At 35.2% G+C, this 20,319-nt stretch carries 35 protein-coding genes; 2 read left to right on the top strand and 33 right to left on the bottom strand.

The annotated features are described in order from the left end of the window. The first annotated feature begins 142 nt into the window (after positions 1-142). Complete coding sequence (locus QLS65_RS12160; protein ID WP_282718059.1) at positions 143-931, top strand: erythromycin esterase family protein; 789 nt, start codon at positions 143-145, stop codon at positions 929-931. Then, positions 928-1,449 carry an erythromycin esterase family protein gene (locus QLS65_RS12165; protein ID WP_282718061.1) on the top strand — a complete coding sequence of 174 codons (522 nt, stop codon included), beginning with the start codon at positions 928-930 and terminating at the stop codon, positions 1,447-1,449. Before QLS65_RS12160 ends, QLS65_RS12165 begins: the two co-directional genes overlap by 4 nt. A 78-nt stretch (positions 1,450-1,527) precedes the next feature. On the opposite strand, the gene carA is transcribed toward QLS65_RS12165, so the two are convergent. The 33 genes from carA to rpsL all read right to left on the bottom strand — a co-directional run bounded on the left by carA (position 1,528) and on the right by rpsL (position 20,131). Continuing rightward, positions 1,528-2,628 carry a glutamine-hydrolyzing carbamoyl-phosphate synthase small subunit gene (gene carA / locus QLS65_RS12170; protein WP_282718063.1) on the bottom strand — a complete coding sequence of 367 codons (1,101 nt, stop codon included), beginning with the start codon at positions 2,626-2,628 and terminating at the stop codon, positions 1,528-1,530. 315 nt (positions 2,629-2,943) lie between these two features. After that, the gene (rplQ, locus tag QLS65_RS12175; protein WP_099713438.1) at positions 2,944-3,429 is read right to left on the bottom strand and encodes a 50S ribosomal protein L17; all 486 of its coding nucleotides are present in this window, start codon (positions 3,427-3,429) and stop codon (positions 2,944-2,946) included. 31 nt (positions 3,430-3,460) lie between these two features. Beyond that, complete coding sequence (locus tag QLS65_RS12180) at positions 3,461-4,453, bottom strand: DNA-directed RNA polymerase subunit alpha (RefSeq protein WP_039110214.1); 993 nt, start codon at positions 4,451-4,453, stop codon at positions 3,461-3,463. Positions 4,454-4,474: 21 nt separating this feature from the next. After that, a complete protein-coding gene (rpsD, locus tag QLS65_RS12185) occupies positions 4,475-5,080 on the bottom strand; it encodes a 30S ribosomal protein S4 (RefSeq protein ID WP_282711735.1) in 606 nt (201 codons plus the stop codon). A 90-nt stretch (positions 5,081-5,170) separates the two neighbouring features. Next, on the bottom strand, positions 5,171-5,554 hold the full coding sequence (rpsK, locus tag QLS65_RS12190; RefSeq protein ID WP_024981527.1) for a 30S ribosomal protein S11: 384 nt from the start codon (positions 5,552-5,554) through the stop codon (positions 5,171-5,173). A gap of 8 nt (positions 5,555-5,562) precedes the next feature. After that, positions 5,563-5,937, bottom strand: a complete 375-nt coding sequence (rpsM, locus tag QLS65_RS12195) for a 30S ribosomal protein S13 (RefSeq protein ID WP_039110216.1) — start codon at positions 5,935-5,937, stop codon at positions 5,563-5,565. Positions 5,938-5,939: 2 nt separating this feature from the next. Then, on the bottom strand, positions 5,940-6,056 hold the full coding sequence (ykgO, locus tag QLS65_RS12200; protein WP_008992256.1) for a type B 50S ribosomal protein L36: 117 nt from the start codon (positions 6,054-6,056) through the stop codon (positions 5,940-5,942). Positions 6,057-6,068: 12 nt separating this feature from the next. Then, the gene (infA, locus tag QLS65_RS12205) at positions 6,069-6,284 is read right to left on the bottom strand and encodes a translation initiation factor IF-1 (protein WP_007136545.1); all 216 of its coding nucleotides are present in this window, start codon (positions 6,282-6,284) and stop codon (positions 6,069-6,071) included. A gap of 3 nt (positions 6,285-6,287) precedes the next feature. Next, a complete protein-coding gene (secY, locus tag QLS65_RS12210) occupies positions 6,288-7,634 on the bottom strand; it encodes a preprotein translocase subunit SecY (protein ID WP_099713440.1) in 1,347 nt (448 codons plus the stop codon). Between the two features lie 13 nt (positions 7,635-7,647). Then, positions 7,648-8,100 carry a 50S ribosomal protein L15 gene (gene rplO, locus QLS65_RS12215; protein WP_066081007.1) on the bottom strand — a complete coding sequence of 151 codons (453 nt, stop codon included), beginning with the start codon at positions 8,098-8,100 and terminating at the stop codon, positions 7,648-7,650. 11 nt (positions 8,101-8,111) lie between these two features. Then, a complete protein-coding gene (gene rpmD, locus QLS65_RS12220; protein ID WP_027310825.1) occupies positions 8,112-8,294 on the bottom strand; it encodes a 50S ribosomal protein L30 in 183 nt (60 codons plus the stop codon). A gap of 12 nt (positions 8,295-8,306) precedes the next feature. Then, entirely contained in the window at positions 8,307-8,834 is a 528-nt protein-coding gene (gene rpsE, locus QLS65_RS12225; protein WP_035668102.1) for a 30S ribosomal protein S5, read from the bottom strand. A gap of 6 nt (positions 8,835-8,840) precedes the next feature. After that, positions 8,841-9,191, bottom strand: a complete 351-nt coding sequence (gene rplR / locus QLS65_RS12230) for a 50S ribosomal protein L18 (protein ID WP_039110219.1) — start codon at positions 9,189-9,191, stop codon at positions 8,841-8,843. 11 nt (positions 9,192-9,202) lie between these two features. Continuing rightward, positions 9,203-9,745, bottom strand: a complete 543-nt coding sequence (gene rplF / locus QLS65_RS12235) for a 50S ribosomal protein L6 (protein ID WP_282711763.1) — start codon at positions 9,743-9,745, stop codon at positions 9,203-9,205. An 18-nt stretch (positions 9,746-9,763) separates the two neighbouring features. Then, the gene (rpsH, locus tag QLS65_RS12240; RefSeq protein ID WP_269685551.1) at positions 9,764-10,162 is read right to left on the bottom strand and encodes a 30S ribosomal protein S8; all 399 of its coding nucleotides are present in this window, start codon (positions 10,160-10,162) and stop codon (positions 9,764-9,766) included. A gap of 97 nt (positions 10,163-10,259) precedes the next feature. Continuing rightward, positions 10,260-10,529: a 30S ribosomal protein S14 gene (rpsN, locus tag QLS65_RS12245; protein WP_026707007.1), complete on the bottom strand. Its 270-nt coding sequence runs from the start codon at positions 10,527-10,529 to the stop codon at positions 10,260-10,262. 3 nt (positions 10,530-10,532) lie between these two features. Continuing rightward, on the bottom strand, positions 10,533-11,084 hold the full coding sequence (gene rplE, locus QLS65_RS12250; RefSeq protein WP_099713443.1) for a 50S ribosomal protein L5: 552 nt from the start codon (positions 11,082-11,084) through the stop codon (positions 10,533-10,535). A gap of 2 nt (positions 11,085-11,086) precedes the next feature. Next, positions 11,087-11,401 carry a 50S ribosomal protein L24 gene (gene rplX, locus QLS65_RS12255; protein WP_035668111.1) on the bottom strand — a complete coding sequence of 105 codons (315 nt, stop codon included), beginning with the start codon at positions 11,399-11,401 and terminating at the stop codon, positions 11,087-11,089. Positions 11,402-11,413: 12 nt separating this feature from the next. Next, entirely contained in the window at positions 11,414-11,782 is a 369-nt protein-coding gene (gene rplN / locus QLS65_RS12260) for a 50S ribosomal protein L14 (RefSeq protein ID WP_026717863.1), read from the bottom strand. Positions 11,783-11,784: 2 nt separating this feature from the next. Continuing rightward, positions 11,785-12,045, bottom strand: coding sequence for a 30S ribosomal protein S17 (gene rpsQ, locus QLS65_RS12265; protein ID WP_039110222.1), 261 nt, complete (start codon positions 12,043-12,045; stop codon positions 11,785-11,787). 17 nt (positions 12,046-12,062) lie between these two features. Further along, the gene (gene rpmC, locus QLS65_RS12270; protein ID WP_035668115.1) at positions 12,063-12,254 is read right to left on the bottom strand and encodes a 50S ribosomal protein L29; all 192 of its coding nucleotides are present in this window, start codon (positions 12,252-12,254) and stop codon (positions 12,063-12,065) included. Between the two features lie 13 nt (positions 12,255-12,267). Next, on the bottom strand, positions 12,268-12,693 hold the full coding sequence (gene rplP / locus QLS65_RS12275) for a 50S ribosomal protein L16 (RefSeq protein WP_007803637.1): 426 nt from the start codon (positions 12,691-12,693) through the stop codon (positions 12,268-12,270). A 19-nt stretch (positions 12,694-12,712) separates the two neighbouring features. Further along, positions 12,713-13,471 (bottom strand): 30S ribosomal protein S3, encoded by a 759-nt coding sequence (rpsC, locus tag QLS65_RS12280; RefSeq protein WP_035668118.1) that lies wholly within the window; start codon positions 13,469-13,471, stop codon positions 12,713-12,715. A 5-nt stretch (positions 13,472-13,476) separates the two neighbouring features. Then, positions 13,477-13,890, bottom strand: coding sequence for a 50S ribosomal protein L22 (gene rplV / locus QLS65_RS12285; protein WP_035668120.1), 414 nt, complete (start codon positions 13,888-13,890; stop codon positions 13,477-13,479). 6 nt (positions 13,891-13,896) lie between these two features. Then, on the bottom strand, positions 13,897-14,175 hold the full coding sequence (gene rpsS / locus QLS65_RS12290; protein WP_007136562.1) for a 30S ribosomal protein S19: 279 nt from the start codon (positions 14,173-14,175) through the stop codon (positions 13,897-13,899). Positions 14,176-14,181: 6 nt separating this feature from the next. Next, positions 14,182-15,006, bottom strand: a complete 825-nt coding sequence (gene rplB, locus QLS65_RS12295) for a 50S ribosomal protein L2 (RefSeq protein ID WP_035668122.1) — start codon at positions 15,004-15,006, stop codon at positions 14,182-14,184. A gap of 6 nt (positions 15,007-15,012) precedes the next feature. After that, entirely contained in the window at positions 15,013-15,303 is a 291-nt protein-coding gene (gene rplW / locus QLS65_RS12300; protein ID WP_035668124.1) for a 50S ribosomal protein L23, read from the bottom strand. Between the two features lie 6 nt (positions 15,304-15,309). Further along, positions 15,310-15,939 (bottom strand): 50S ribosomal protein L4, encoded by a 630-nt coding sequence (gene rplD / locus QLS65_RS12305; protein ID WP_035668126.1) that lies wholly within the window; start codon positions 15,937-15,939, stop codon positions 15,310-15,312. Continuing rightward, entirely contained in the window at positions 15,939-16,556 is a 618-nt protein-coding gene (rplC, locus tag QLS65_RS12310; protein ID WP_099713444.1) for a 50S ribosomal protein L3, read from the bottom strand. Before rplC ends, rplD begins: the two co-directional genes overlap by 1 nt. 156 nt (positions 16,557-16,712) lie before the next feature. Further along, positions 16,713-17,018, bottom strand: coding sequence for a 30S ribosomal protein S10 (gene rpsJ, locus QLS65_RS12315; RefSeq protein ID WP_011963470.1), 306 nt, complete (start codon positions 17,016-17,018; stop codon positions 16,713-16,715). Positions 17,019-17,029: 11 nt separating this feature from the next. Beyond that, positions 17,030-19,186, bottom strand: coding sequence for an elongation factor G (fusA, locus tag QLS65_RS12320; RefSeq protein ID WP_282711774.1), 2,157 nt, complete (start codon positions 19,184-19,186; stop codon positions 17,030-17,032). Positions 19,187-19,196: 10 nt separating this feature from the next. Next, a complete protein-coding gene (gene rpsG, locus QLS65_RS12325) occupies positions 19,197-19,673 on the bottom strand; it encodes a 30S ribosomal protein S7 (RefSeq protein WP_035668130.1) in 477 nt (158 codons plus the stop codon). A gap of 74 nt (positions 19,674-19,747) precedes the next feature. Further along, on the bottom strand, positions 19,748-20,131 hold the full coding sequence (gene rpsL / locus QLS65_RS12330) for a 30S ribosomal protein S12 (RefSeq protein WP_007136570.1): 384 nt from the start codon (positions 20,129-20,131) through the stop codon (positions 19,748-19,750). Between the last annotated feature and the right edge of the window lie 188 nt (positions 20,132-20,319).

A 20,319-nucleotide genomic window follows, 5' to 3' on the forward strand; every position in this document is an offset into this window, starting at 1 on the left:
TATAAGCTAAATTTATATAGTATTTTTAAAACCAAAAAAACCACGTAATATTACAGCATTCCACGTTAGCAATTTTGATAATTCAATTTCTAAATTAAAAAATAAATATGTGATGGAAGCTTTAAAAAACCTTAACAATTTAATGAATTCTAGTGAAATTGTAGCATTATTGAATAAAACGGCTTCTTCATTGGAAAATTCAACAGATTTAGACCCATTAATAGACTATATAGGAGATGCAAAATATGTCCTTTTAGGTGAAGCGTCACATGGCACACATGAATATTATACATGGAGAGCTAAAATAACACAACGACTCATTCAGGAGAAAGGGTTTTCATTTCTAGGAGTCGAAGGAGATTGGCCGGATTGCTATCGTTTAAATCGGTATGCAAAAGGATATTTAGATTCTGGGAAAGATATCTTTAGCGTTATGAATGAGTTTAAAAGATGGCCTACTTGGATGTGGGCAAATTGGGAAACAGCAGCATTCATAGATTGGCTCAAGGTATATAACGAAAGTTTTTCTGCTGATAAAAGAATAGGATTTTACGGATTGGATGTATACAGTTTTAGGGAATCTATGAATTCGATTATTCAATATTTAGAAAAAAATGATCCAAAAGCACTTGCAGTTGCAAAAACAGCCATGAAATGTTTTGAACCCTACAATAAAGACGATGGGCAATCTTATGCCAGAGCCTCTTCCTATGTTCCAAAATTATGCGAGAAAGAAATCCTACACATGCTTACGGAAATTATTAAAAATGTACCCAATTACAACCACGATGCAGAAAATGTTTTAAGCACAGAACAAAATGCATTTATTGCCAGAAATGCTGAAAAGTATTATCGCGCCATGATAAAAGAGGTTCTGCCTCTTGGAACATTAGAGATGAACACATGGTCGCCACCATACAACGACTTATGAAATTTCATGGAAAAGATGCTAAAATTATTGTTTGGGAACACAACACCCACATTGGCGATGCCCGTGCTACAGAAATGGCTTCCGAAGGAATGGTAAATGTAGGACAGCTAATGAGAGTACAACATTTGAATGATGGAGTTGTCGCGGTAGGATTTGGCTCCTATAAAGGAAGTGTCGTTGCCGGCAGAGAATGGGGTGATTCGATGCGAAAAATAAAAGTTCCCGAAGCAGTTGTGGGCAGTTGGGAACATGCTTTTCATCTTGCTGGCAATGGCAAAAACAAATTATTATTAATGAATAAAGTAAAGGATGAAGAATGTCTTTCATCTTATATAGGACACCGCGCAATAGGAGTTGTCTACAATCCTGAACACGAAAGATTCGGAAATTATGTTTCCACAATATTACCAAAAAGATACGATGCTTTTATTTTTCTAGACGAAACAAGTGCATTACATCCCATACACATAGAGCCATACGGAAACCAAATTCCGGAAACATATCCTTTTGGAATGTAATTGTAATTAAAAAAAAGTTCGACTTAATTAAAAGTCAAACCCTTTTTATTACTATTTAATTTTGAAATTTATTCTAATTTATACTTTTATGTTCTCTATAAATTGATCAAACAAATAAGAAGAATCATGTGGTCCTGGACTTGCTTCAGGATGGTATTGAACTGAGAAACAATTTTTGTTTTTAATTCGCATACCTGCAACCGTTCCATCATTTAGATGAAGATGAGTAATCTCTAAATCAGGATGATTATCCAGTTCTTCCTTATTAACAGCAAAACCATGATTTTGAGAAGTTATTTCTCCTTTTCCGGTAATGATGTTTTTTACAGGATGATTAATTCCCCTGTGACCATTAAACATTTTATAAGTCGAAATTCCGTTTGCCAAACCAATCACTTGATGTCCCAAACAAATTCCGAATAAAGGCTTGTCATTTTCAAGGATTTCTTTTGCAACTTGAATAGCTCCAGAAAGTGGTTCCGGATCACCAGGTCCATTAGATAAAAAGTATCCATCTGGATTAAATGCTGCTAAATCTTGATACGAAGAATCAAAAGGAAATACTTTGATGTAGCAATCTCTTTTGGCAAGATTACGAAGAATATTTGTTTTAATCCCTAAATCAAGTGCCGCAATTTTATAAGTTGCATTTTCATCTCCAAAAAAGTAAGGTTCCGTAGTAGAAACTTTAGAAGCTAATTCTAAACCTTTCATATCTGGAACTTTTGCCAATGCAATTTTTAGTTCTTCAATAGAAGTTTCGTCTGTACAAATTACAGCATTCATCGCTCCGTTTTCACGAATATAACTTACTAGCGCACGTGTGTCTACATCTGAGATACAGATTAGTTTTTGCTTTATAAAATAGTCTTCTAAACTCCCTGAAGCATCTTCACGAGAATAATTGAAGCTAAAGTTTTTGCAAACTAATCCAGCTATTTTAATACTTTTTGATTCAACTTCTGAATCATTTACCCCATAATTTCCAATATGGGCATTGGTGGCTACCATTAATTGACCAAAATAAGATGGGTCAGTGAATATTTCTTGGTAACCTGTCATTCCTGTGTTAAAACAAACTTCTCCAAAAGTGGTTCCGCTTATCCCAATAGATTTTCCATGGAATATGGTTCCGTCACTTAATAGAAGAATTGCTTTTTGTCGTGTTGTATATTTCATTCTTTGATTTCTATTATTTTTTTAATAGTCTCATGGAACTCGCAAAGCTCGTTTCATCTGTAGTTAAATATTGTGCAAATTTAATCCTTTAAAGCAATGGATGCAAGTTTTTGAAATTTATTGTAAAATAAAAACATTCTAATCTAGCCCTGATGGGAACGGCATCCTTTTGCTTTTCTTTAAAAACAAAAGATACAGTGGACAGCAGGAGGATGCGCAATTAAATCCCAAGGTTTTTGCTCCAAAAAAAACAAAAAAAAAGGATAAACTAGTACTAGCTTATCCTTGATTTTTATTGAATGATTATTTTCATAATTACTCAGCAGTGTCTGTAGTTGTTTCAGTTTCAGCAGCTGGAGCTTCAGTAGCTTCATCTTTCTTAGCTTTTCCACCACGACGGCTTTTTGCTTTTTTAACTTCTTTTTTACCACCATTGTAAAGTTCATTGAAATCTACCAATTCGATCATTGCCATATCAGCATTATCTCCTAAACGATTTCCAACTTTAATGATACGAGTGTATCCACCTGGACGGTCTCCTACTTTAGCAGCTACGTCTCTGAACAAGTCAGTTACGGCATATTTGCTACGTAAGTAAGCAAAAACGATACGACGATTGTGAGTCGTATCAGCTTTAGATTTTGTTATAAGCGGCTCAACGAATTGTTTAAGCGCTTTTGCTTTAGCAACAGTAGTGTTAATACGTTTGTGCTCGATAAGAGAACAAGCCATATTAGCTAACATAGATTTTCTATGTGCAGTCTGTCTGCTTAAGTGATTGAATTTTTTTCCGTGTCTCATTGCTATGTAAATTTAAACCTTGCGGCTTAGATTATTCTTTATCTAGTTTGTATTTTGCTAAATCCATACCGAAGTTCAAATTTTTAACTGCTACAAGTTCATCAAGCTCAGTTAAAGATTTTTTACCGAAATTACGGAATTTCATTAGGTCATTTTTATTGAACGATACTAAATCACCAAGTGTATCAACTTCAGCCGCTTTCAAACAATTTAGCGCTCTTACAGAAAGATCCATATCGACAAGCTTAGTTTTAAGCAATTGTCTCATATGTAATGATTCTTCATCATATGATTCTGTTTGTGCAATTTCGTCAGCCTCGAGTGTAATTCTTTCGTCGGAGAACAACATGAAATGGTGAATTAAAACTTTTGCAGCTTCAGTAAGAGCGTCTTTTGGATTGATAGAACCATCAGTTTTTATTTCAAAAACTAATTTTTCATAATCTGTTTTTTGCTCTACACGGAAGTTTTCAATAGCATATTTTACATTTTTTACCGGAGTAAAAATTGAATCTGTAAAAATAGTTCCAATTGCAGCATTCTGTTTTTTGTTCTCTTCAGCAGGAACATAACCTCTACCTTTTTCGATAGTTAAATCGAAATTAAGTTTGATTTTACTGTCTAAATTACAGATAACTAGTTCTGGGTTCAAAACTTGGAAACCTGAAATAAATTTTTGAAAATCACCAGCTGTTAATTGGTCTTTACCTGAAACAGAAATAGTAACTGATTCATTATCGATATCTTCAATTTGACGTTTAAAACGTACTTGTTTAAGATTAAGGATAATTTCGGTAACGTCTTCAACAACTCCTGAAATAGTAGAAAACTCATGATCTACACCTTCAATGCGAACAGATGTTATTGCATAACCTTCTAATGCTGAAAGCAAAACTCTTCTAAGTGCATTACCAACGGTCAATCCGTAACCAGGTTCTAAAGGTCTGAATTCAAACTTACCTTCAAAATCGGTTGAATCGATCATGATAACTTTATCGGGCTTCTGAAAATTAAATATTGCCATAAATTTCGACTAAGTCAATTATTATTTGTTGTACAACTCTACGATTAATTGTTCTTTAATGTTTTCTGGAATTTGAAGTCTCGCAGGTACAGAAACGAATGTTCCTTCTTTGATATCATTGTTCCAAGTAATCCATTCATAAACATGACTTGAATTAGATAAAGAACGTTCGATAGCTTCTAATGACTTAGATTTTTCACGAACTGCAACTTTGTCACCAGGTCTAAGGTGGTAAGAAGGAATATTAACTACTTCACCGTTAACTGTGACGTGTCTGTGAGAAACGATTTGACGTGCACCTCTTCTAGAAGGAGCAATACCCATTCTAAAAACAACATTATCCAATCTTGCTTCACACAACTGTAATAAAACCTCACCAGTAACTCCTTTGGTAGCTGATGCTTTTTTGAACAATCCTCTGAATTGTTTTTCTAAAATTCCATAAGAATATTTAGCTTTTTGCTTTTCCATTAACTGAATAGCAAACTCAGATTTTTTTCCTCTTTTTTTAGCCATCCCGTGTTGCCCAGGAGGGTAATTTCTTTTTTCGAAAGCTTTATCGTCTCCGAAAATCGCTTCGCCAAATTTACGTGCGATTCTTGTACTAGGACCAGTATATCTTGCCATTTTAAATTGTTTAAGATTGAGATTATGAATTCAGGTCTGATCCTTCAATAATCGATATTCAATCTTGGTTATACTATATTTTTTTGAGTATTAAACTCTACGTCTTTTAGGAGGACGACAACCATTGTGAGGCATTGGAGTAACATCAATAATCTCAGTCACTTCAATTCCACCGTTATGCAAAGAACGGATAGCAGACTCACGTCCGTTTCCTGGTCCTTTTACATAAACCTTTACTTTTTTAAGTCCAGCTTCAAGAGCTACTTTACTACAATCTTCTGCTGCCATTTGGGCTGCGTATGGAGTATTCTTTTTAGAACCTCTAAAACCCATTTTACCAGCTGAAGACCAAGAAATAACTTCACCTTTTTTGTTTGTCAAAGAAATGATGATATTGTTAAAAGTAGCAGAAATATGAGCTTCTCCCGTTGATTCAACGATAACTTTACGTTTTTTTGCAGTTGCTTTAGCCATATTACTTATTATTTAGTTGCTTTTTTCTTGTTGGCAACAGTTTTTCTCTTACCTTTTCTTGTTCTAGAGTTATTCTTAGTTCTTTGTCCTCTTAAAGGAAGACCAGTTCTATGACGTATACCTCTATAACACCCAATATCCATTAAACGCTTGATGTTTAAAGAAACCTCAGAACGCAATTCTCCTTCAATTTTGAAAGCTGACACTGCTTCACGAATTGCTCCGATCTCATCATCATTCCAGTCTTGAACTTTTTTATCTTGGCTAACTTGAGCTTTTTCTAAAATCTCAATAGCTCTACTGCTTCCTAATCCGAAGATATAGGTAAGTGCTATAACACCTCTCTTATTTTTTGGGATATCTACCCCTGCTATTCTTGCCATAATTATCCTTGTCTTTGTTTAAATCTAGGATTCTTTTTGTTTATTACGTACAATCTCCCTTTTCTTCGCACAATTTTGCACTCGGGACTTCTCTTTTTTACTGAAGCTCTAACTTTCATTTTGAATATCCTTTAATATCTATAAGTAATTCTTGCTTTTGACAAATCGTAAGGGCTCATTTCTAGTTTCACTTTATCACCAGGTAATAATTTGATGTAATGCATACGCATTTTTCCAGATATATGTGCGATTACAATATGTCCATTTTCTAACTCTACACGGAACATTGCATTTGACAATGCTTCAATGATTGACCCGTCTTGTTCTATTGCTGATTGTTTTGCCATAAGTTAAGCTACTGCTTTTCTATTTTTACCACTTTTCATCAAACCATCATAATGTTTATTCAACAAGTATGAATTAATTTGCTGCATTGTGTCTATGGCAACTCCAACCATAATTATTAATGAAGTACCTCCAAAAAACATTGCCCAAGATTGTTGAACATCCATAAGACTCACAACAATTGCTGGGAACACAGCTATCAAAGCAAGAAATAAAGATCCTGGAAAAGTTATCAAGGACATCACTTTGTCAAGATAATCAGAAGTTTCAACTCCTGGTCTGATACCCGGAATAAAACCACCACTTCTCTTTAAATCATCAGACATTTTATTAGTAGGAACTGTGATTGCAGTGTAAAAGAAAGTAAATACAATTATTAAAGTTGCAAATACAAAATTATACCAAAACCCGAACATATTACTAAAAGCGCCAACGATTGATTGTGATGCATCTGATTTAGACAAACCTGCTAAGGCTGCCGGAATAAACATAATTGCTTGCGCAAAAATTATTGGCATAACCCCAGAAGCATTAAGCTTCAAAGGAATCCATTGTCTGTTTCCACCCAACATGTCTTGTTCAAAATCACCTGATGTTGTACGACGAGCATATTGAACAGGAATTTTCCTGATCGCCATAACCAATAGCACACAACAAATGATAACTAATAACCAAATGATAATTTCAATAACCAACAACATCGGCCCACCATTATTATTGGTAACTCTTGTTGTAAACTCTTGAATAAAAGCCTGAGGTAATCTAGCCAAAATTCCAACCATAATTAACAAAGAAATACCATTTCCAATTCCTTTATCAGTAATTTTTTCTCCTAACCACATGGCAAAAATTGTACCTGTAACTAAAATCACTACTGATGAAAATAAGAATTCAAATGAATTGAATCCCAATAAAAATGCATTACTAGGTAATGTTCTATATAAATTATAGATATAAGTTGGACCTTGAACTAAAGTAATTCCTATTGTCAACCAACGAGTAATTTGATTAATCTTTTTTCTACCGCTTTCTCCATCACTTTGAAGTTTTTGTAAATAAGGAATCGCAATTCCCATTAACTGAACAACAATCGAAGCAGAAATATAAGGCATAATTCCTAAAGCAAAAACAGAAGCTTGAGAAAATGCACCTCCAGTAAACATGTCAAGAATTGAACCAATTCCTTCTTTAGTTTGCCCAGCTAAATTACCTAACTGTGTAGCATCAATACCTGGCAGGGTTACTTGAGCCCCAAAACGATAAACTAAAAGTAAACCCAATGTTATTAGGATTCTATTTTTCAGTTCCTCGATTTTCCAAACATTACTTATTGATTCAATAAATTTCTTCATATTAATTGAAAAATTACATTGTTACAGCTTCTCCACCAGCAGCTTCAATAGCAGCTTTTGCAGTAGCAGTAAATTTGTGAGCGGTTACTTTTAATTTTGCTGTCAATTCACCTCTACCTAAAATCTTAACGATTTCATTTTTAGTAGCTAAACGATTAGCAACATAAACTGTCATATCAACAGTATCTTTAATAACACCATTATCAACTAAAAGTTGAAGTGTATCAAGATTTACACCTTCGTAATCTTTACGATTGATGTTTGTAAAACCAAACTTAGGCACACGTCTTTGAAGTGGCATTTGCCCACCCTCAAAACCAATCTTTTTAGAATAACCAGAACGAGATTTTGCTCCTTTGTGACCTCTTGCAGAAGTACCACCTTTTCCAGAACCTTCTCCTCTACCTAATCTTTTATTTTGATTGTGTGTAGAACCTTCAGCAGGTTGTAAGTTACTTAAATTCATAACAGTATTTGTTATTTAGCTTCTTCAACAGAAACTAAGTGTTTAACTTTATTTATCATCCCAAGGATTGTAGGGTTTGAATCATGCTCTACAACTTGTCCCATTTTACGTAGACCTAAAGCTTCTAATCCTCTTTTTTGAGTAAGGGGACAGTTGATTTTGCTTCTAACTTGTTTTACTAATAATTTAGCCATAATTTCCTTGAATTAACCTTTAAAAACTTTTTCTAAAGAAACACCTCTTTGTTTTGCAACAGTATAAGCGCTTCTCATTTGTAATAAAGCATCAAAAGTTGCTTTCACTACGTTGTGAGGATTTGAAGATCCTTGAGATTTAGATAATACATCATGAATTCCTACTGATTCAAGAACTGAACGAACAGCTCCACCAGCAATAACTCCTGTACCATGAGAGGCAGGAATTAAGAATACACGTGCACCACCAAATTTACCTTTTTGTTCGTGAGGAACTGATTGACCATTCAAAGGAATTTTTACTAAATTTTTCTTAGCATCTTCTACTGCTTTCGCAATTGCTTCAGAAACGTCTTTAGATTTTCCTAATCCGTGTCCAACCACTCCATTTTCATCACCTACAACTACAATAGCAGAAAAACCAAAAGCTCTACCTCCCTTTGTAACCTTAGTAACACGATTTACACTTACCAAACGATCTTTTAATTCAAGACCACTTGGTTTTACTAACTCTACATTCTTGTATTTACTATTAGACATACTATATTAGAATTTAAGTCCAGCCGCTCTTGCGCCTTCCGCTAATGATTTAATACGACCGTGATATAAATAACCTCCTCTATCGAAAGTCACTACGTCTATCCCAGCTTTTAAAGCTTTTTCAGCAACTAGTTTTCCAACTGCTGTAGCAACTTCAATGTTCGTACCGTTACCTATTTCTTTTTCTCTTGAAGAAGCCGCCAATAAAGTAACTCCGTTTACGTCATCAATTAATTGAGCATAAATTTCTTTGTTACTTCTAAATACAGATAGTCTTGGATTAGTAGCAGTACCACTAATTGTTTTTCTAATTCTGAATCTAATTCGTTGTCTTCTTTCAGGTTTTGTTAATGACATAATCTTATTTTTTAAGCTGATTTACCTGCTTTTCTTCTTAATACTTCACCTACAAATTTAACACCTTTTCCTTTGTACGGCTCAGGCTTACGGAAACCTCTGATTTTCGCAGCTACTTGACCTAAAAGTTGTTTGTCAAATGATGTTAATTTAACAATTGGATTTTTACCTTTTTCAGATATTGTCTCTAACGTTACTTCTGGAGCAACTTCTAAAACAATATTGTGAGAATATCCAAGAGCTAAATCTAACTTTTGTCCTTGATTTGAAGCTCTATAACCAACTCCTACCAACTCTAAAGATTTAGTAAAACCTTCGTTTACACCTATAATCATGTTATTGATTAAAGATCTATACAAACCGTGTTTTGCTCTTTGGTCTTTGTGATCAGACGATCTATCAACTTGAACTTGACCGTCTTCAACTGTTACAGTAACGTCCGAAAACTCCTGTGTAAGTTGACCATTTTTTCCTTTTACAGTAATAATACCATTTGCAACTTCAACAGTTACACCAGCAGGTATTACAACCGGATTTTTACCTATTCTTGACATCTTCTACTATTTTAATGATTAGTAAACGTAACAAATTACTTCACCACCAACATTTAATTGTTTGGCTTTCTTTCCTGTCATCAAACCTTTTGATGTAGAAACGATAGCAATTCCTAATCCGTTAAGGATTCTAGGAATTGATGAAGAACCTGAATACTTACGTAAACCTGGTTTACTAATTCTTTGGATATCTTTAATTACAGACTCTTTAGTATCTTTATCATACTTCAAAGCGATTTTGATTGAACCCTGAACAGCGTTGTCTTCAAATTTGTAACTTAAGATATAACCTTGATCAAATAAGATCTTAGTTATTTCTTTTTTTAGATTAGATGCAGGAATCTCAACAACTTTGTGGTTTGCAGCCACAGCGTTACGAACTCTTGTCAAATAATCTGCAATAGGATCTGTATACATGTGTATTAATTTGCGATTATGGTTTTCATAGGATACTCATCCTATGAACCTTTAACCAATTTATAAATGTGTTTGTATTGACGTAACTTAATACAGTCTACCAAGATGCTTTTTTAACACCTGGGATTAATCCGTTATTTGCCATCTCACGAAATGTAACACGTGAAATACCAAATTGACGCATATATCCTCTTGGTCTACCAGTTAATTTACAACGATTGTGCAAACGAACAGGAGAAGCATTTTTCGGTAATTTTTGCAAACCTACGAAATCTCCAGCTTCTAACAAAGCTTTTCTTTTCTCAGCATACTTTGCTACAGTTTTCTCTCTCTTAACCTCACGGGCTTTCATTGATTCTTTAGCCATATCTTAATTCTTTTTAAAAGGTAAACCTAATTCAGCCAATAGTGATTTTGCTTCTTTATCAGTTTTTGCAGAAGTAACAAAAGATATATCCATTCCTGATATTTTGTTTACTTTGTCAATATCAATTTCTGGGAAAATGATTTGCTCCAAAACACCAAGGTTATAATTACCTCTTCCATCAAAACCAGTAGCTTTAATTCCGCTAAAATCTCTAACACGTGGTAAAGCAGAAGTGATAAGTCTATCTAAAAACTCATACATTCTTTCTCCACGCAAAGTAACTTTTGCTCCAATAGGCATCCCTTTTCTCAATTTGAATGACGCAACGTCTTTCTTTGAGATTGTAGATACTGCTTTCTGTCCAGTGATCTTAGTTAACTCATCAACTGCATAGTCAATTAGTTTTTTATCAGATACAGCTGCACCAACTCCTTTACTTAAAACGATTTTTTCCAATTTTGGAACTTGCATTACGTTTACGTATCCGAATTCCTCTTTAAGAGCAGCAATTACTCTGCTCTTATATTCTTCTTTTAGTCTAGGTATATACGCCATTACTATAGTACTTGATTAGATTTTTTTGAAAATCTTACTTTCTTATCTCCTTCTACTCTAATACCAACTCTAGTTGTTTCCTTAGTTTTAGGATCAATTAAAGATATATTAGATATTTGTATAGAAGCTTCTTTCTTTACGATACCACCTTGAGGGCTTTTCGCGCTTGGTTTCGTATGTTTTGAAACCATGTTTACACCTTCAACTATCGCTTTGTTTTTCTCACGGTAAACACGTAAAACCTTACCTTCAGCACCTTTATGGTCTCCAGCAATTACTCTTACGATGTCACCTGATTTTATTTTTAGCTTTATCATCTTAAAAACGAATTAAAGCACTTCTGGTGCTAATGATACAATTTTCATGAATTGTTTTTCACGAAGTTCTCTTGCTACCGGACCAAAAACACGAGTTCCTCTCATTTCACCAGCAGCATTTAATAACACACATGCGTTGTCATCAAATCTAATGTATGAACCATCGGCTCTTCTTACTTCTTTTTTGGTACGTACAACAACTGCAGTTGAAACAGCTCCTTTTTTAACGCTTCCGTTAGGAGCAGTATCTTTTATAGAAACTACAATCTTGTCACCAACAGAGGCATACCTTCTTTTGGTACCTCCTAAAACACGGATAGTTAAAACTTCCTTTGCTCCAGTGTTATCTGCTACTTTTAGTCTTGATTCTTGTTGTACCATAATTATTTAGCTCTTTCTAGGATTTCAACTAACCTCCAACATTTTGTTTTACTCATAGGACGCGTTTCGCTAATCCTTACAGTATCTCCAATGTTACAGTCGTTCTTTTCGTCGTGTGCGTGATACTTTTTAGTTTTCAACACGAACTTACCGTATAATGGGTGTTTTACTTTACGTACTTCAGCAACAACAATAGACTTGTCCATTTTGTCTGAAGTTACAACACCAACTCTTTCTTTTCTTAAATTTCTTTTTTCTTCCATCTTTCAGCAGATTACAATTATTGCAACTCTCTTTTAGTAAGTTCCGTAGCTAATCTTGCAACTGTTCTTCTTACACTTCTAATTTGAAGTGGGTTCTCAATTGGAGAAATAGCGTGAGCCATTTTTAGGTCGGCATATGCCTTCTTAGTCTGGCTAAGTTTTTCTTGCAACTCCGCTGCAGAAAGATCTTTTATTTCTGATTGTTTCATAATATAATATAGATTATGCTTCGAAATCTCTAGCAACGACGAATTTAGTTTTTACTGGAAGCTTTTGAGCTGCAAGACGTAACGCCTCTTTTGCAACTGACAAAGGTACTCCACCAACTTCAAACATAATTCTTCCGGGTTTAACAACAGCTGCCCAATATTCAACGGCACCTTTACCTTTACCCATACGTACCTCAAGAGGTTTCTTAGTGATAGGTTTGTCTGGAAATATTTTGATCCATAATTGTCCTTCTCTTTTCATAAAACGAGTTGCAGCAATACGTGCAGCTTCGATTTGACGAGAGGTTAAGAACATTCCATCTTCATGTACAGATTTAATACCAAACATTCCATTAGAAAGTTCATGTCCTCTTTGAGAGTTCCCTTTCATTTTACCTTTTTGTACCTTACGGTATTTTGTTCTTTTAGGCTGTAACATTTTTCTTTAGTTTAAAAATTTACTTTCGTTTACGAGCGTCTGGTTTTCCACCTTTATTGAAAGGCTTTCTGTCTCCTCTAGGAGAATCACCGCCTTTACCACCAGCACCAGATTGTTTTTTGTCCATTCCGGCAAGTGGAGAAAGATCTCTCTTTCCATAAACTTCACCTTTCATGATCCATACTTTGATACCCATTCTACCATAAGTAGTATGAGCTTCAGCCAAAGCATAATCAATATCAGCTCTGAAAGTTGATAGAGGAATTCTACCTTCTTTGAAACCTTCTGAACGTGCCATCTCCGCACCATTCAAACGACCAGAAATCAAAACTTTGATACCTTCTGCGTTCATACGCATAGAAGCAGCAATAGCCATTTTGATTGCACGTCTGTAAGAAATTCTGCTTTCGATTTGACGACAGATGCTTGTAGCAACTAGATACGCGTCAAGTTCAGGTCTTTTAATTTCAAAGATGTTGATTTGAACCTCTTTGTCAGTAATTTTCTTAAGCTCTTCTTTTAACTTGTCTACCTCTTGTCCACCTTTCCCAATAATAATACCAGGTCTTGCAGTAGTGATAGTAACGGTTACAAGTTTCAAAGTTCTCTCGATGATTACTTTCGATACACTAGCTTTTGATAAACGAGCATGGATATACTTTCTGATTTTGTGATCTTCGGCAAGTTTATCACCATAATCATTTCCACCATACCAGTTTGAGTCCCATCCTCTGATGATACCAAGTCTATTTCCAATTGGATTTGTCTTTTGTCCCATGCTGCTTAAGAATTGCTTTGTGTGTTATTGATAGCTCCAAGCACGATTGTTACGTGGTTAGAACGTTTTCTAATTCTGTGTGCTCTTCCTTGTGGAGCTGGACGAAGTCTTTTCAACATCATTCCACCATCAACACGGATTTCCTTAACAAATAAACCAGCTTCTTCCATATTAGCTTCAGGGTTTTTAGCTTGCCAGTTGGCAATCACTGATAAAACCAATTTTTCTAATTTTCTTGAAGCTTCTTTAGAACTGAATCTTAAGATGTTAAGTGCTCTTTCTACCTTCTGACCTCTTACTAGATCTGCTACTAAGCGCATTTTTCTAGGTGAAGTAGGGCAGTTATTTAACTTTGCAAAAGCCAATGACTTGTTAGCCTCTTTTCTTGCATCTGCTGTTTCTCTTTTACGAACTCCCATTGCTTCTTATTTTTTACCTTTATTTTTTGCTCCAGCATGACCTCTAAAAGATCTAGTTGGTGAAAATTCTCCTAATTTGTGACCTACCATGTTTTCTGTTACGTAAACTGGTACAAATTGACGACCGTTATGAACTGCGATAGTTTGTCCAACAAAGTCTGGAGTAATCATAGAAGCTCTAGACCATGTCTTAACTACTCCTTTATTTCCACCTGCAATGTTTTCTTGAACTTTCTTGTCTAACTTATAATGAACGAAAGGTCCTTTTTTTAATGAACGTGCCATATCTTATTATTTCTTTCTACGTTCTACGATATACTTGTTACTCGGGTTTTTCTTAGAACGAGTTCTATAACCTTTAGCTGGTATTCCATTTCTTGAACGTGGATGTCCACCAGAAGAACGTCCTTCACCACCACCCATTGGGTGATCGACAGGGTTCATTGCAACAGGTCTTGTTCTAGGTCTTCTTCCTAACCATCTTGTTCTACCAGCTTTTCCTGACACAACTAATTGGTGGTCTGAATTAGAAACCGCTCCAATTGTAGCCGAACAAGTCAACAAAATTAATCTTGTTTCTCCAGAAGGCATTTTAATTGTTGCATATTTTCCATCTCTTGCCATTAATTGAGCAAATGTTCCAGCAGAACGAGCGATTACAGCCCCTTGTCCTGGTCTCAATTCAATACAAGAAATTACAGTTCCAAGTGGAACTCTACTTAAAGGTAAAGTATTACCAATTTCAGGTTGAGATTCTGGACCAGAAACTAATTTCTGACCAACTTTCAATCCGTTTTGAGCAATAACATACGTTTTCTCTCCATCAGCATAAGCCAACAAAGCGATAAATGCAGTACGATTTGGATCATATTCAATTGATTTAACCGTAGCAGGAATTCCCTCTTTAGTACGTTTAAAATCAATGATACGATATCTCTGCTTGTGACCACCACCCGTATAACGCATGGTCATCTTTCCTTGACTATTTCTACCACCAGAGTTTTTTATCGGCGCTATCAAAGAGCGTTCCGGCTTATCAGTTGTAATGGCGTCATAACCATTCACAACTCTAAATCGCTGACCTGGGGTAATAGGTTTTAATTTTCTTACTGACATTTTATCTTAGATATTGTTGTAAAAATCAATTGTTTCTCCTTCTTGTACTTGAACAATTGCTTTTTTAATTGCATTAGTCTTTCCACTGATCAAACCACTTTTAGTGTATTTAGTAGTTCTATCCGGTCTTACGTTCATCGTGTTAACACTCAAAATAGTTACTCCATAAGCAGCTTCAACAGCTTTCTTAATTTGCACTTTGTTTGCTTTTTTGTCAACAACGAATCCGAAGCGGTTTAAAACTTCACTTTCTTTGGTTACTTTTTCCGTTACTATAGGCTTAATTATGATGCTCATATCCTATTATTTACTTAAATTTTCTTCAATTATCTCCAAAGAACTCTCTAAAAGCACTAAATTATTAGCGTTTAATATAGCGTAAGTACTTAATTCTAAGCTACTTACTACACTAGAGCCTTTTAAATTGCGTGACGACAAATATACATTTTTATTTGTATCACCCAACACAAACAGGGATTTTTTATTCTCTAACTCTAAAGCTTTCAAAACGTTGATGAAATTTTTAGTGTTTGGAGTTTCAAAATTAAAGTCTTCAAGAACGATAATGTTCGACTCTTTTGCTTTAATTGAGAAAGCCGATTTTCTAGCCAAACGTTTCAAACTTTTATTCAATTTGAATGAATAACTTCTTGGTCTTGGTCCGAAAACTGTTCCACCACCTTTAAACAATGGATTCTTTGCACTACCCGCACGAGCAGTACCAGTTCCTTTTTGTTTTTTAATCTTACGAGTACTTCCCGCTACTTCAGCTCTTTCTTTAGCTTTGTGCGTTCCTTGTCTTTGATTAGCAAGATATTGCTTAACATCAAGGTATACTGCGTGATTGTTTGGTTCTATACCAAATACTGAATCAGAAAGTTGAACTTTTCTTCCAGTATCTTTTCCGTTGAAATCTAATACTTTTGCTTCCATTACTTCTGAATGATTACATAAGAGTTGTTATGACCAGGAACACATCCTTTAATAACAAGTAGGTTCTTATCAGCCACTACTTTTAAAACTCTAAGGTTTTGAACTTTTACATTGTCTCCTCCCATTCTTCCAGCCATACGCATTCCTTTGAATACTCTAGATGGATAAGAAGAAGCTCCTACAGAACCTGGCGCTCTTAAACGGTTGTGTTGACCGTGAGTTGCTTGACCAACACCACCAAAACCGTGACGTTTTACAACCCCTTGAAAACCTTTACCTTTAGATACACCTTGTACATCTACAAATTCTCCTTCAGAAAAAATAGAAACATCAATAAGATCTCCTAATTTTTGCTCTGTTGCGAAATCTTGGAATTCAACGACTTTTTTCTTAGCTACAGTTCCCGCTTTTTTAAAGTGACCTAAAGCCGCTTTTGTGGAATGTTTCTCGTTTTTGTCATCGAAACCAAGTTGCAACGCTTCGTACCCGTCAACACCTTTGGTTCTGACTTGGGTAACAACACATGGTCCAGCTTCGATTACTGTACAAGGAATATTCTTCCCGTTCTCGTCGAAAATGCTAGTCATGCCGATTTTTCTACCAATTAACCCAGACATAAATATTAATTATTAATTATTAAATATAAATATAGAACGCAGCTTTTAACCGAATCCTATTTTTTTAAGTGGGTGCAAATGTATAACTTATTTACACACAAACCAAAAAAATATTTTTCGCTTAAAAACAGCGTTCCTTTCTTACTAGTAAGCTATTTAAACTTTGATCTCTACTTCAACACCGCTAGGCAATTCAAGTTTCATTAAAGCATCAATAGTTTTTGATGAAGATGAATAAATATCAATTAATCTCTTGTATGACATTACTTCAAATTGCTCTCTCGCTTTTTTGTTAACGTGTGGAGAACGTAGTACTGTAAAAAGTTTTTTGTGTGTTGGTAATGGAATTGGTCCTGTAACAACTGCACCGGTACTTTTTACCGTTTTTACAATCTTCTCAGCAGACTTGTCTACCAACATGTGATCGTAAGATTTTAATTTTATTCTGATTTTTTGACTCATTTTCTTAAAGATTATGCGTTTCCTTTTGCTTTTTTGATAACTGCTTCTGAAATATTAGAAGGCGTTTCAGAGTAGTGTGAAAATTCCATAGTAGATGTTGCTCTACCTGAAGAAAGTGTTCTTAACGTAGTAACGTATCCAAACATTTCAGACAATGGCACATCCGCTTTGATGGTTTTTGCACCAGCTCTATCACCCATATCATTCACCTGACCTCTACGACGGTTGATATCACCTACGATATCCCCCATGTTTTCTTCTGGTGTAATCACTTCCATTTTCATGATTGGCTCTAATATAACAGCACCAGCTGCTTTAGCTACCTCTCTATACCCCATTCTTGCTGCAAGCTCAAAAGAAAGTGCATCAGAATCTACCGGGTGGAAAGATCCGTCTAATAAAGTTACTTTTAAACTATCTACTTGGTATCCTGCTAAAGGACCTGTTTTCATAGCTTCTCTAAAACCTTTTTCTACAGATGGGATATACTCTTTAGGAACGTTACCACCTTTTACAGCATTAATAAACTGCAATCCTACAGGAGCTTTACCATCAACTTCATCAGCAGGTTCTAGTCTAAATACGATATCACCGAATTTACCACGACCACCAGATTGTTTCTTGTAAGTTTCTCTGTGTTGAGCAGATTTTGTAAATGCTTCTTTGTATTCAACTTGAGGCTCACCTTGGTTTACTTCAACTTTGAATTCACGTTTCATTCTATCAACTAAAATATCTAAGTGAAGCTCACCCATCCCGGAAATAATAGTCTGACCCGAAGCCTCATCAGTTCTAACAGTAAATGTAGGATCTTCTTCAGCTAATTTAGCCAAAGCCATACCCATTTTATCTACATCAGCCTTAGTTTTAGGTTCAATAGCAATACCAATTACCGGTGCTGGGAATTTCATTGACTCAAGAATGATTGGGTTCTTTTCATCACACAATGTATCTCCAGTTTTAATATCTTTAAATCCAACTGCCGCTCCAATATCACCTGCTTCGATATAATCAATTGGGTTTTGCTTGTTGGCATGCATTTGGTAGATACGAGAAATTCTTTCTTTGTTTCCTGAACGAGTGTTCAGAACATAAGAACCTGCATCCAAGCGTCCTGAATAAGCACGGAAAAAAGCTAAACGACCTACAAATGGGTCAGTAGCAATTTTAAACGCTAAAGCGGCAAAAGGCTCTTTAACATCTGGCTTACGCAATATTTTAGTTTGATCTTCTTCTAACAATTCAGCATCATCAGGATGAATCCCTTCGATACCTTCTTTATCCATTGGTGATGGCAAATATTTACATACCGCATCTAACATGAATTGAACTCCTTTGTTTTTAAAAGAAGAACCAGCAATCATAGGAATGATAGCCATATCCATTACAGCTGCTCTTAATGCAATGTTGATTTCTTCCTCCGTAATAGAGTTTTCATCTTCCATGAATTTTTCAAGCAAAGTCTCATCATAATCAGCAACTGCCTCAATAAGAATCGATCTATATTCTTTAACCTCGTCAAGCATATCTTCTGGAATAGGCACAATCTCGTAAGTTGCCCCCAAACCTTCTTCATCCCAAACAATAGCTTGATTTCTTACCAAATCCACAACACCTTTGAAATCATTTTCTTCACCAATCGGCAAAGTGATTGCAACTGCATTTGATTTTAACATATCTCTTACTTGTTGACAAACCATCAAGAAGTTAGAACCTTGCCTATCCATTTTATTAACGAAACCAATACGTGGTACTCTGTATTGATCTGCTAATCTCCAGTTAGTTTCTGATTGTGGCTCAACACCATCAACAGCACTAAATAAGAAAACCAAACCATCAAGCACACGCAAAGAACGGTTTACTTCAACTGTAAAGTCAACGTGTCCCGGTGTATCGATAATATTAAAGTGGTAAGGCAATGTTTCAGGCAAAACTTTACCCTGAGTAGTTGGAAAATTCCATTCACAAGTTGTAGCCGCAGAAGTAATTGTAATACCTCTTTCTTGCTCTTGTGCCATCCAGTCCATTGTTGCAGCACCATCGTGTACTTCACCAATTTTGTGTGATTTTCCAGTATAGAATAATATACGCTCCGTTGTTGTTGTTTTACCAGCATCAATGTGAGCAGCAATTCCTATGTTTCTTGTATATTTAAGTTCTCTAGCCATTTCTTAAGAATTAAAATCTAAAGTGAGAGAATGCTTTATTAGCTTCTGCCATTTTGTGAGTATCCATTCTCTTTTTAACAGCAGCTCCTTCTTCTTTAGCCGCAGCTAAACATTCTGAAGCTAACCTTTGAGCCATTGATTTTTCGTTTCTTCTTCTAGAATAAAGTATCAACCACTTCATCGCCATAGAAATTTTTCTATCTGGACGAATTTGCATTGGAATTTGAAATGTAGCTCCACCAACCCTACGACTACGCACTTCTACGTGAGGCATAACATTAGTTAACGCATCTTTCCAAATTTCTAATGACGGTTTCTCTGCATCTTGTTTTTTAGACTCAATGATGTCAATTGCATCATAAAATACTTTAAACGCTGTCGATTTTTTTCCATCCCACATTAAGTTGTTCACAAAACGTGTTACCAGTTGGTCATTAAACCTTGGATCTGGTAAAAGTGGTCTTTTCTTTGCCGCTCTTTTTCTCATGTCTTTTTTTTAATAAAACGTTATATCCATACAGTTGTGACTAATCACATCTGTAAAAGAAATAACTTTTTAAATTACTTTTTTGCTTCTTTTGGGCGTTTTGCTCCGTACTTAGATCTTCTTTGCGTTCTTCCTGCTACTCCTGACGTATCAAGCGCACCACGAACAATGTGATATCTAACTCCTGGTAAATCTTTTACCCTTCCACCCCTAACTAATACTATCGAGTGCTCTTGTAAATTGTGTCCTTCACCAGGGATGTAAGCATTCACTTCATTACCATTTGTCAAACGTACACGCGCTACTTTACGCATTGCAGAGTTTGGTTTTTTTGGTGTTGTAGTGTAAACACGCGTACAAACCCCTCTTCTTTGAGGACAAGAATCTAAAGCAACCGATTTACTCTTCTTAGTTATCTGAGTTCTTCCTGTTCTTACTAATTGTTGAATTGTTGGCATAATTAATACTAAAAATTTCTTATTATATTAAATTCCCGCTTTTTACGGGGTTGCAAATGTAGAAAATATTTTTTACTCTACAAACGTTAATTCATTAATTTTCAATAAGATTATTTTATCATTTGATTTTTATCACAAACAATAGATATTTGCGTTACTTTTATTAAAAATACATACTCATTTGAAAT

The sequence above is a fragment of the Flavobacterium algoritolerans genome (assembly GCF_030010385.1).
GTDB lineage: Bacteria > Bacteroidota > Bacteroidia > Flavobacteriales > Flavobacteriaceae > Flavobacterium > Flavobacterium algoritolerans.